At 66.8% G+C, this 12,145-nt stretch carries 9 protein-coding genes; 4 read left to right on the plus strand and 5 right to left on the minus strand.

Translation table 11 applies throughout. From position 1 onward, the window contains the following. The first annotated feature begins 430 nt into the window (after window positions 1–430). From ABD224_RS11935 to ABD224_RS11945, 3 genes are all read left to right on the plus strand, one after another. Entirely contained in the window at window positions 431–1,564 is a 1,134-nt protein-coding gene (locus ABD224_RS11935) for a radical SAM protein (RefSeq protein ID WP_344049431.1), read from the plus strand. A 395-nt stretch (window positions 1,565–1,959) separates the two neighbouring features. Beyond that, entirely contained in the window at window positions 1,960–3,000 is a 1,041-nt protein-coding gene (locus ABD224_RS11940) for a methyltransferase (RefSeq protein WP_344049432.1), read from the plus strand. A gap of 651 nt (window positions 3,001–3,651) precedes the next feature. Further along, complete coding sequence (locus ABD224_RS11945; protein WP_344049433.1) at window positions 3,652–4,878, plus strand: MFS transporter; 1,227 nt, start codon at window positions 3,652–3,654, stop codon at window positions 4,876–4,878. Window positions 4,879–5,389: 511 nt separating this feature from the next. Here the strand turns inward: ABD224_RS11945 and ABD224_RS11950 are convergent. The 4 genes from ABD224_RS11950 to ABD224_RS11965 all read right to left on the minus strand — a co-directional run bounded on the left by ABD224_RS11950 (window position 5,390) and on the right by ABD224_RS11965 (window position 9,145). After that, a complete protein-coding gene (locus ABD224_RS11950; protein WP_344049434.1) occupies window positions 5,390–5,773 on the minus strand; it encodes an FmdB family zinc ribbon protein in 384 nt (127 codons plus the stop codon). A 233-nt stretch (window positions 5,774–6,006) separates the two neighbouring features. Continuing rightward, complete coding sequence (locus tag ABD224_RS11955) at window positions 6,007–6,816, minus strand: N-acyl homoserine lactonase family protein (protein ID WP_344049436.1); 810 nt, start codon at window positions 6,814–6,816, stop codon at window positions 6,007–6,009. A 158-nt stretch (window positions 6,817–6,974) separates the two neighbouring features. After that, window positions 6,975–8,318 (minus strand): MFS transporter, encoded by a 1,344-nt coding sequence (locus ABD224_RS11960; RefSeq protein WP_344049437.1) that lies wholly within the window; start codon window positions 8,316–8,318, stop codon window positions 6,975–6,977. Window positions 8,319–8,371: 53 nt separating this feature from the next. After that, a complete protein-coding gene (locus ABD224_RS11965) occupies window positions 8,372–9,145 on the minus strand; it encodes an SDR family oxidoreductase (RefSeq protein WP_344049438.1) in 774 nt (257 codons plus the stop codon). Window positions 9,146–9,450: 305 nt separating this feature from the next. Here ABD224_RS11965 and ABD224_RS11970 point away from each other — a divergent pair, with 305 nt between their 5' ends. After that, window positions 9,451–10,620, plus strand: coding sequence for an alpha-hydroxy acid oxidase (locus ABD224_RS11970; RefSeq protein WP_344049439.1), 1,170 nt, complete (start codon window positions 9,451–9,453; stop codon window positions 10,618–10,620). 72 nt (window positions 10,621–10,692) lie between these two features. On the opposite strand, the gene ABD224_RS11975 is transcribed toward ABD224_RS11970, so the two are convergent. Next, window positions 10,693–12,144 (minus strand): aldehyde dehydrogenase (NADP(+)), encoded by a 1,452-nt coding sequence (locus ABD224_RS11975; protein ID WP_344049441.1) that lies wholly within the window; start codon window positions 12,142–12,144, stop codon window positions 10,693–10,695. Window position 12,145 lies beyond the last annotated feature (1 nt).

The following is a 12,145-nucleotide window of genomic DNA, read 5'->3' on the forward strand; positions in this document are numbered from 1 at the left end:
TCGGCTTAATTCCAACCCCTCATACCGACCAATACCGGAAAATCGGGAACTCATTCAGCGGTCAGCTGTCATGCGGACCCACTGCGAGTCCGGCAATGAACGCACCGAAGGAGGGCAGGAGATTCAGTCACGTTCCGATTGATCCAAGCCACTGAAGCGTTAAGCCGCTCAGGAATCCCACTCATGATGCATGATTCCCAATAGGGCTGACCGATTGGTCGGTTCACCTGCCACCTACCTACTATCAGCCGAGGAGGCATCATGTCGGTTCTGCGTGCTGCCCTGAAGGACACCACCGAGGTCATCACCGCCTGGTCGTTTTCGAGCAAGGTGAAGTGACCTAAAGGCCGACCGGTCCACGCTGGAAAATCTGCACCGTTCTCCAGTGCGGGCCGGCCGGCCCCCTTCTGCCTCAATTCAGGAGATTACGGTGGCGTCACGCACGGGAATCGACACGTTCATCATCAAGACAGTTGAGTGGTGCAATCTGGACTGCACCTATTGCTACTTCTACCACGGCCAGGACAGCTCTTTCGAGAAGCGCCCGCGGTACCTCCCGCGCCGCGCCATCGATGCGTTCGTGCCCAAGGTCATTGATCACTGCCGGACTCACGAAATCGGCACCATCCACCTGACGCTGCACGGCGGTGAGCCGCTGCTGCAGAAAAAGGACGATTACCTCTGGATGATGGAGCAGTTCGACAAGATCGATGCAGCGGGGATCCGCACGATTCGCAAGTGCACCACGAACGGAGTCACCCTCAACGACGAGTGGGCCGAACTGCTGGCCCGATACAACGTTCACCTGGGCATCAGTATTGATGGCAGCCGCGAACTTCACGACTCGGCCCGCGTCGACCTCGCCGGCCATGGCAGCTACGACCGCGCCGTGCGGGGTCTGCGCACTGCCTTGAAATGGGCGGACAAAGGGCTGAACGTCGGAACCATCACCGTCCTCAACCCGGACGAGCACGGAGGAGACACCTACCGGCACCTGCGTTCACTGGGTGTCGAGCTGATCAACATTCTGCTCCCCGAGAACAACTACGTCCTGCCGCCGGCCGCACGCACCGACGGCCGCACGTACGGAGACGTACTCGTGGAGTTCTTCGACGCCTGGGTGGCCGAAGACAACGAGCGTGTGGACATCGGCCTGTTTGCCGATATCACCCGAGCCGTGGCCGGTCTGCCGTCCTTCAGCGATCAGTTCGGCTTCGCTCCGGTCCGAGTCGCCGTACTTGAAACGGACGGATCCTTGCAGCCCACGGACAACTTCCGTGCCTGCGCAGACGGTATGAGCGAACTCGGCGTCAGTATCTACCAGGACAGCATCGACAAGCTCTACAACCATGAATTCTTTCAGCTCTGCATCAACCAGCAGAAGTTCATCCCCGACGAATGCAAGAGCTGCGAATTCGTTGACATCTGCGGAGGTGGCCGTATCACCTCTCGATACTCGAAGGAAGATGGCTTTACACGCAAGTCAGTTCACTGCGACGCCCTCTACCGTATCTTCGGGCATGTCAGGAAAACATTGATGGAAAACGACCTGATGAAGAGCTGACAGGCATGAAGCAGCAACATTTACCGACACGGTGCGCCGGCACGCGGTCCGCACGCAGCCCGCGCAACCAGTCCAGGAGCCGATGCTGACCTCCTCCCCACCGACATCAAGCAGACGCTCATCGCATGACGGCTACTGATCCTGATCGGTATCGGCGCTGCCATGGACTTCGTCATCGCCAGCCAACTATCCGCCGGCATGCCGACCATCACCCAGGATTTGGGCGGAGATATGGCCCCCGACATGCTCTTCACTGGTTTCGGCAGAGGCTCTGCCATCGGAGCGCGTCTCGCTTCCAGAGGCCGACCCAGCCGACTCAGCCCAGCAAGAACCGTTCGCATCCTCCACCGACTCCAGTCACCCCCTCCCGCCGCTGAATTCACAGGAGACCGATCATGGCAACCTTCGAGGCCACGGCCGAAACAGCTGCGAAGAACTTGGAATCCGGAAGGACTCTGAGGGAACTCTCGGATCTGGTCACCCCCATGGCCATCAGAGTCGCCATCACACTGAGAATTGCGCAGAAGATCGACGTAGGGCGGCTGACCGCAGAGGTTCTGGCGGCGGACACGGGCACCGACGCCGATGTCCTGGAACGCATCCTCCTCCACCTGGTGACCGTCGGTGTCCTGACGCGGAACGAAAGAGGAGAGTTCGGCCTCACCCGTATCGGAGAGGACATGCTCGTCGAGAGCGGGAAGGCGGCCAACCCGCCGTGGCTCGACCTGAACACCGTGGCCGGACGAGCCGAACTGACCTTCACACGTCTGCTGGACGTCGCGCGTACCGGCAAGGTCGCCTACTCGGCCCAGTACGGCACGAGCTTCTGGGATGACCTCACTCGGGATACGTCCTCGGGCACGGCCTTCGACCTCGTCATGGCCAGGGGCATGGAACGCCGAATTCATGAGATCGCCAAAGCGTACGACTGGGGCAGCCTCGGGACCGTCGTCGATGTGGGCGGAGGAAACGGCACCCTCCTCGCCGGGTTGCTCCACGCTCATCCAGGGCTGCGGGGCACCGTGTTGGATCGGCACGCCGAACCCGCCCTCCGGACCTTCAAGGACGCGGGCCTGAGCGAGCGAGCGACCGCGATCAGCGGAAGCTTCCTCAAGCCCTTGCCCCCGGGAGCCGGCGGGTACATCTTGTCGCGTATCCAGAGCGACTGGAACGACGCCGACGTCAGGACCATTCTGGGTCATTGCCGCAAAGCCGCCGAACCGCAGGGCAAAATCATCATCATCGACGAATTCGCCACCGAGGAAGGTGTTCGCTGCAACTCCGAAGACGACCTCCGCATGCTGGTGTACTACGGAGGCAAGGAGCGGACGATGGAACAGGTGCGCGCACTGGCCACAGACGTGGGCTTGTCGGTCGAGTCTCTTCGCGCGGCCGCCGACTGGACCATCATGGAACTCGTCCCCACCGAGCTCTGAGGGCTGTCCCGTAATCAGCGGTGGTTCAGTACGCGACGTCGGGCGCGGTGCATCGCAAAGTAGAGGGGAATTCGCATGCTGAGTGCACGCGAATGTTTCGACAACTCAGCGAGGTGCCGTGGCCGACGCCGCACACCCGCCAAGGATTACAGGACAACCCCTGACTGCCGTCAAGTCGTCACGAAGACCACAGGCCCAGCCACGGTGTGCGGAGAAACGGGCTGCTGCAACTTCGGCCGGACGACGATGGGCCTCATTGCCTGCTGCGGCCGATTCCTGAGCCCGAATCCCAAGTGGCCTCTTCTCGACCTGCTCTGCGCCGGACAAGTAGAGGCCCCTGAAGCCCACTTCGAGCATCCCGAGCACGACGCGGACGAGCCCCGTACGTGGCCGAATCTGGCATAGCCGATCGTGGCCCCAAGCTCATACTGGATGGCGTCGCTGCATCGGCCGTGCCCACACGTCAGAACTCCCCGCCCTCACCAAGGCCATCAGAAGGCGACGGGCAGGGAAGGCTCCGTACACCTCACTCCGAAGGGCGTGACTCGTGGTCAAGTCAAGACCCCGCTGTGCTCAATCCATCAAAATCCCGCCACAACAACACTCACGAGGACCTGAAACCCTCGGCTTTTGCTGCGAGGGTCGACGACTGTGACAGAAACATCAAAAACAACATCGCCTCCCGAAGTCCGCTCTTTCCGAAAGTTCAGGATCGTATGGCTGGGGCAGCTCATCTCCAGCATCGGAAGCCCGTTTCAGTCGATCGCCGTCTCCATTTGGATCCTGGAAACCGGAAGAGGGGCAGGCGCGCTCGCGGCAGTACTGGCCGCCGGTACGATCAGCCAGCTGATCGGTACTCTCTTTTCAGGCCCGCTGGTGGACCGGCTCGGCGCACTGAGCATCATTCTTCACTGTGATGTCATTCGCTGCACCCTGGCAGGCTTCCTAGCAGTTGCTCTCCTTCTGGAATTCAACACCGTTGCCATCATCGGCCTGGTTTCCGTATCGGGCATAGCAGGAGGCATTTTCCTGCCCGCCCTCAGGAGCGCTCCTGGGGTCCTCCTCTCAGAAGAAGACCGCCCTCGCGGGAACAGTCTGATGGAGGTCTCGAACAGCACGAGCATGCTGGTCGGAGCACTCACCGGTGGCATGACCGTCGCTTTCATCGGGCCGATCCCCGCAGTCGGTTTCAACGCCGTCAGCTTCGCGATCGGTGCCCTCTGTGCCGCACTGATAAAACGCCGATCCTCCTTGACCAACACCACGGCCACCACCGACAGCATGATTGGCCTCGTGCGTGAAGGCCTCGCCTTCGTTTGGCAAACCGGCTGGCTGCGCACGCTTCTGCTCGTCGACGCCACGCTCGACCTGGTGACAGCCGGACAACTCTCCGTAGGCCTGCCCGCGATCTCACGTCAGTTGACGGGTGCATCCAGCCTCGGTCTGATGATCGCCGGATTCGGCGCGGGAAGCCTCATGGGAGCACTACTGGCGGGCAAACTGCCCAAGATTCCGCTCCATCCCATACGAATAGTCTATCTCCTCCAGCTTTTGGCCGCGCCCTTCCTGGGTGTGCTTCCACTGAGCAATCTTCCTGTCGCAACCGTCTGCCTGGCCATGGCCGGCATCCTCAATGCCATCGCCTCGGTCCAGTACATGTCAATCATCCAACGAAATGTTGACTCCAACATACTCGGCAGGGTCATGGCCCTCCTCGTCGCCGCCGGGCTGAGCGTGCAACCCATCGGTCAAATCCTGTGCGGAATACTGATCGAAGGCGGATGGCTGCAGGAGTCATTCGCTGTCGGAACACTTGTCATGATGCTGGTGTGCATCTTCGGACTGACGCGCCGGAACCTCGGCAAACTCGTGTACTGAACGCTTCCCATCCCATGGTTCATGGGTGATGACGGCTGGCGGCCGGGGTCGTAACGCGGCAGGGCTCCTGGTCGTCACGGCTGGTGATCTCACTCACCGACGTTTCGGCACAGGAGCCCTGTTGGTCTCGTATCGAGCCGTGCTCGATATTCCTCACGAGGCTGTGGAGTACGTTTCCCGGCTCATCCATACCCGAAGGTGTGAGCAACACTCCCGCCGGCGCAAGCCTGGCTGCTCTCGGCTGGCCCTGGTGCACCTGTGCAAGAACGAGACCCTGACCCAGGTCCCAGCAGGCTTTGGGCATCGTTTCTCATGGCTGACACTCGTGTCGTTGACCGACCGCGCAGATGTCCGTGCGGTGTGGGAGCCTCCCGGGCTGGTTCACGACCTTGCTGTCCGGGAAGCGGTACCACCCGTCCGAACAGTACCCACTATTCGTCCGGCACCAGCCGCCCGACGAGATCCGTCATGCATGGGGTCAACGACCGGTCACGCCATGAGAAACGACGTCTCAGTGGCTGTGCCCGGGGGTTCCGGCGGGGGCGGGCAGCGGGTCGCCGACGCGCAGCGGGGCCGCCTCGTACCTGCCCTCGTGTGCGACGACCGGCCGCCGGTCGCCGGCGAGTTCCGGATGTCTGTCCTCCAGCTTCTGCCGGGCCTCGGCCGTACGCCGCAGAGTGGTGATGTAGTCGCGGTCGCCGCAGTAGGTCCCCTTCCAGGTCTGCGGCATCCTCTCCGGCGGCGGTGGCACGGTGGCGGTGCCGCCGATCGCGAAGCTGCTGGGGATCTTGCGGGTCTCGCCGCCGCACTCCGGGCAGCCCGGCAGCGGGGCGGTGAACGACTGGATCACTTCGAAGCGGTGTCCGCCCGTGCAGGCGAGTTCGTAGATGGCCATCGGGTCTCACCTCGCCCCGGCGGCGGTGGGCGGCCGGAGACGCCGGCGATGTCGCCCTCGGTGGCCGCGCGGGGCGGTGGGCATCAGCCGCTGCTGTTTCATGGGTGCCTTCCATCGGTGATCGGGAGCGTTGGCGTGGGGGGATGGGCACATCGGTGCTGCCGGGTCCCGGGCCGGCCAAGGCGGACACCGCGGAGGGACGGTGCCGGGGAGCGCCCTGGCCGGCCGGGAGATCAGGTGTAGAAGCCCTCGGGGGCGAGCCGCATCGAGCGCAACTGCTCGGCGTCGTGGCCGAAGACGACGGTGGCGTTCGACTGCTCGGCGATGCCGCGGATCTTCTCCACCGAGCCGTACCAGGCGGACAGGTCGTGGACGACGGCGGCGGGGACGGCGGGCGGGCCGTAGGAGTCGCCCATGTAGACGGCGTCCGACGTGAAGAGCATCGTCCCGGTCTCCGGCAGGTCGACCTTCATCGCCATGGTGCCGGGGGTGTGCCCGGGAGCCTCGATGAGGGTGACGCCGGGCAGGATCTCCGTGTCGCCGCTGACCGTCTCGAAGTCGTACGCGGCGTAGTCCGCCTTGAGGTGCGCACCGGTGAAGGGGCCTTCGAAGCCGAAGGCAAACTTCTTCTCCTTGTCGTGGCACACCAGCTTCGCACCGGTGCCGGCGAACATGCCGATGTTGCCGGCGTGGTCGAAGTGCAGATGGGACAGGACCAGGTAGTCGATGTCCTGCGGCTCCACACCGAGCCGGCCGAGCCGTGCGTCGAGATACTCCTCCTCGCTGACCTGGTCGTAGGGGAAGAACTCCTGCAGTCCGGTGGGGGCCCAGCGGGTCTGCCAGTCGCGGGGACAGCTGGTGTCCCACAGCAGATTCCCCTCGGGGGTCTCCACGAGCACGCAGTGGGTCGTGCAGGAGTACCACTCGACGGGGCGCTCGCGCTCGGTGTGCGCGCGCAGCGTACGGCCGGGCTTGAGCAGCAGCCACGTCAGGTCGCAGCTCATCGCTCCACAGCTCAGTACGTGGACCTTGTTCGCGGTCATGGAGCCTCACCTCCGGTCCAGGGCGGCCGCGGACCGAAGCCCGGCCGGCCATCGATGAATGCACAGTAGGGACGTCGCGGGAAGAACTTCATGGATCGTCATGCCGTGCACCTTTTCGGGTGCCGCATGTGCGCGGAGGGTGGACGGGCGCATCGTGTTCAGCCGCGCGCGTCGTGGCCGGAGTCCAGGTCGCGCCCCCGGGTCTCCCGGACGATCAGCGCACAGACCAGCCCGGCCAGCGCCGCTCCCGCCCAGATGGAGGCGATCGGCCAGGAGGCGCCGTCGGCGGCGTTGACGAACGCACCCGCCACGAGCGGCACGAACCCCGCGACGACACCGCCGAGCTGGTAGCCGATCGACGTGCCGGTGTACCGGACGTTCGCGGAGAACAGTTCGGCGTACAGCGCCGCGGTGGGTCCGTACATCCCCGCGTGCGCCACGGCGAGCGCGAGCAGAACGGCCAGCCAGATAAGCCCCGTCCGCCCGGTCGCCAGCAGCCAGAAGAACGGGAAGGCGAGCAGGGCCGCGAATCCGGCGGCGGCCAGGAACACGGGGCGCCGGCCCAGCTTGTCCGACAGCGCGCCGAAGCAGGGCACCGTCACCCCCTCGACCACGGCCGCGATGAGCAGCCCCGTCAGGAGCACGCTCCGGGGCAGGCCGAGCTGGGAGGAGCCGTAGGACAGCACGAAGACCGAGACGATGTAGAAGGGGACGCCGGCCGAGACGTACAGGCCGACGGTGAGAGCGATCGCCTTCCAGTGGTGGCGGAACGCGTCCACGGCCGGCACCTTGCGCACCTGCCCCGACTCCTTCACCCGGATGGCGGTCCGGGTGTCGCTGATGCGCGACCGGAGGAACAGTCCGACGGCGATCAGCGCGACGCTGAGCAGGAAGGGGATGCGCCAGCCCCAGGCGAGGAGGTCGTCGTCGGGCAGTTCGGAGACCACCGCGAACGCGGTCGACGACAGCACCAGCCCCAGGGGCACGCCCATCTGCGGCAGGCTCCCGTAAAGGCCCCGCCGGTCGCGCGGCGCCGACTCCACGACCATGGTCACCGCACCGCCCCACTCGCCGCCGACGGCGAAGCCCTGGAGGAAGCGCAGGGTGACGAGCAGGACCGGCGCCCAGATCCCGATGACCTGGTAGCCCGGCAGCAGGCCGACGACGACGGTCGCCCCGCCCATCAGGAACAGCGTGACCATGAGCGCGTTCTTGCGTCCCACGCGGTCCCCGAAGTGGCCGAAGACGACTCCGCCGAGCGGGCGGGCGACGAAGCCGACCGCGAACGTCGCGAACGCGGCCAGAGCGCCGGCCGCGGGGGAGAACTCGGGAAAGAACTGGGTGCCGAAGACCAGTGCCGCGGCGAGGCCGTAGATGTAGAAGTCGTACCACTCGATCGTGGTGCCGATCATTCCGGCCAGCGCCGTTCTGCGGGTGTCGGCAAAGAGCGCCTCGTGGCGCTGTCTGCTTGCTTCGTCGGTGGTGGTGTGGATGCTGCTCATGGCGGGTTCATCGCTCTCATCGCGTCGGGAGTCGGGTGAACCGTCTGACGGGGTCAGAGGGTCGGGACGAGTCCGCCGTCGCACCGGATGGCGGTGCCGGTGATGTAGGCGGCTTGGGTGCTGCACAGGAAGGCGGCGACGGCGCCGAACTCGTCGGGGTCGCCGTAGCGTCCGGCCGGGATCGCGGCCTTGGAGGCGGCCTCGACCTCGCTCAGTGACCGGCCGGTGCGCCGGGCGGTGGCCTCGTCGATCTGCCGGGCCCGGGGGGTGGCGATGCGCCCGGGAAGCAGGGAGTTGACCGTCACGCCCTGTGCGGCGACCTCGGTGGCGAGGGTCTTCAGGTATCCGGCGAGTGCCGCCCGGCCGAGGTTGGACAGGGAAAGGTCGGGCAGGGGCGCCTGCACGCTCGTCGAGCTGATGCTCAGGATGCGGCCCCATCCCTTCTCGAGCATCGCCGGAAGAACGCCCCGCACCAGGATCTGCTGGGGTGTGACCAGGGTGGCGATGGCCTGCTCGATCCCGGCCGTGTCGGTGGCTCGGGCCGGCCCCGGCGCGGGGCCCGGTCCGTTCAGGACGAGGATGTCGAGGTCGCCGACCGCCTCGCGGGCAGCCGCAAGAAGCTGCTCCGCGCCGCCGTCCGCCACCAGGTCGCAGCCCACGCCGACCGCGCCCGGCAGTGTGTCGGCCACTTCCTTGGCCCGGTCGCCCGACCGGCCCGTGACCACGACGGTGACGCCTTCTTCCGCCAGGGCCCGGGCGGTCGCCCTGCCCAGTCCGGACGTGGACGCGCAGACGAGAGCGGTTTTCCCTGCCAGCCCGAGTTGCACAGCACCCTCCAGTGTCTGAAATTTAAGACGATGTCTTAAATGGGGTACAGATGCTGCCCGCGCCGCAGCCGCACGTCAAGGCTTGACGAGGCGCGAATTCGGGATGAGACTCCGATTTCTCGGACGCCGTCCAATATCTCGTCCATCTCATCCGTCTCGTCGTTCGTTGAACGGCCACCGGTACCCGCACATCGAGAGGCACGACAGTGACCGTCACCCAGTCCCCAGCGGCACCCGCAGCCCCCAAGCGGCCTCGCGTCGCACGCCGGTGTCCCCGGTGGGCAGAGCTCCGGGAACTCCTGCAGATGCGCCGGCCGACCCTCAACCCGGTCGAGCGGCGACTCGAAGCCGCACTGAGCATCGACGAACTGCGCGAGGTGGCGATGCGCACGACTCCGCGTGCGGTGTTCGACTACGTCGACGGCGCGGCCGACGCGGAGGTGACCGCACGGCGGAACAGAGAGGCGTTCGAGGCGGTCGCACTCGTGCCGGAGTACCTGTCGCCGGTCGACCACCCGGATTTGTCCACCCGCCTGTTCGGCCGGGAGATCTCGATGCCGCTGATCTTCGCGCCGACCGGCTACACGCGGATGATGCACCACGAGGGCGAGGCGGCGGTCGCACGCGTGGCGGCCCGCCACGGCCTGCCCTACACCCTTTCCACGGTGGGCACGTCGACCGTCGAGGAGGTCGCCGCGGCGGCTCCCGGCGGCGAGCACTGGTTCCAGCTCTATCTGACCCGCGACGAGCGGCTCAACGCGGAACTGCTCGACCGCGCGCAGGCGGCCGGGTTCACCACCGTGGTCCTCACCGTCGACACCCCCGTGGCGGCCCGGCACCTCAAGGACATCCGCAACGGCCTCACGATCCCGCCGTCGCTCACCCTCCGGACGCTGCTCGGCATGGCCCGCTACCCGTCCTGGGTGCTGAACAAGCTGACCACGGCCCCGATCACGTTCGCGTCGCTGAGCAGCATGACCAACGGCGCGATCGACGCCGTGCGGGTCGCCGACGTCGTGTTCGAACCGACGCTGAACTACGAGCATCTGGCGCGGCTGCGCGCCAACTGGCCGCACCGGCTGCTGGTCAAGGGAATCCTCAGCCCGCGTGACGCCCGCCGCGTCGTCAAGGCGGGCGCGGACGGCGTGATCGTGTCCAACCACGGCGGACGGCAGCTCGACCGCACGCCGGCCACCCTTGCGATGCTGCCCGAGATCCGCGACGAACTCGGCCCCGACGCCACGGTGATCCTCGACAGCGGCGTTAGGCACGGCCAGGACATCCTCATCGCGGTGGCACTCGGAGCGGACGCGGTCATGATCGGCCGCGCCTACCTCTACGGCCTGATGGCCGGCGGCGAGCGGGGCGTGGAACGCGCCGTGACGATCCTGCGCGAGGAGTACGCACGCAGCCTGCAGCTGCTGGGCCTGAAGTCGAGCGCCGCGATCGCGCGGCACCACGTACGCACGCCGTGAACGACCCGCAGACGGAAACGGGCCCGCCTCCCGGACGGGAGGCGGGCCCGTTTTCCCGGGCGCGGACCGCTCTCAGGAGACGCGCTGGGGAATTCCCAGCGGGTTCTCGTCGCGCAGGGCCGGGGGCAGCAGGTGCTGCGGCACGTTCTGATACGCGACCGGCCGCAGGAACCGGGAGATGGCCTCGGTCCCCACCGAGGTCGTGGCCGGCGCCGTGGTGGCCGGGTAGGGGCCGCCGTGCTGCTGCGCGTGGGTGACCGAGACACCGGTGGGCCACTGGTTCCACAGCACACGTCCGGCCTTGGCGGCCAGAAGCCTGATCAGCTCCGCCGCAATGGTGTCGTCGTCCTCACCCTGGACGGTGGCGGTCAGCTGACCGTCGATGACCCTCGCCACCTCGAGCAGTTCGCTCTCCTCCGCGTACTCGACGACCAGCGTGGCCGGTCCGAACACCTCCCGGACGAGCGCCTCCGGATCCCGAAGCAGCTCCGCCGAGGTCGTGCGCAGCACCGTCGGCGACGGATCGGCGGCGGTGGGGGTCCCGCTCACCAGGACGCGCACCCCGGCCGTGTCCCGCAACTCCCGCACAGCACCGGCGTAGGAGGCGCGGATGCGCTCGTTGAGCAGGGTGAACGGTGTGCTCGGGACGGCCTCGGGAAGCAGGTCCACGAGCCCGGCCGACGCCGGGACCAGCAGGATGCCGGGCTTGGTGCAGAACTGCCCGGCGCCGAGCGTGAACGAGCCGACGAACTCCGAGACGATCGCGGGTCCGCGCCGCTCGGCGGCGGCCTTCGTCACGAAGACCGGGTTGACGCTGCCGAGTTCACCGAAGAACGGTATGGGCTCCGGACGGCTTGCGGCGAGGTCGAAAAGGGCCCGGCCCGCCTCTGTCGAACCGGTGAACGCACCTGCCTTCACCCGTGGGTCCGTCAGGGCGGCCCGGCCGGCCTCGGTCCCGAAAACGACGTCGAAGAGCCCCTCGGGCGCACCGGCGGACCGCAGGGCGCCGTGCACCACCTCCGCCGTGGCGGCCGAGAGCCGGGGGTGACCGGAGTGGGCCTTGACCACGACCGGGCAGCCCGCCGCGAGCGCCGAGGCGGTGTCCCCGCCGGCCACGCTGAACGCGAACGGGAAGTTGCTCGCGGCGAAGACGACGACGGGGCCGAGAGGCTCGAGCATCCGGCGCAGGTCGGGCCGCGGGCCCATCGGCCACGACGGGTCCGCGGGGTCGATGGTCGCCCTGAGGTACTCCCCCTCCGTCACCACCTGGGCGAACAGCCGCAGTTGGAACACGGTGCGCACCATCTCGCCGCGCAGCCGGTCCTGTCCGAGGGAGGTCTCCTCGTCCGCGATCACCACGAGCTTCGGCGCGGCGGCCTCGAGCGCGGAGGCAACGGCCCGGAGGACCGGGGCACGGTCGGCCGGCCGGCGGCGGCTCCACTGCTCGAACGCGCCTGTGGCGGCGTCGAGTGTGTGCTCCAGCTCCTGCGGGGTCGTCGCATCGGTCATCCAGGCATCGGTCATC

It is taken from the genome of Streptomyces thermoalcalitolerans, from assembly GCF_039525155.1.
GTDB classification, from domain to species: domain Bacteria; phylum Actinomycetota; class Actinomycetes; order Streptomycetales; family Streptomycetaceae; genus Streptomyces; species Streptomyces thermovulgaris.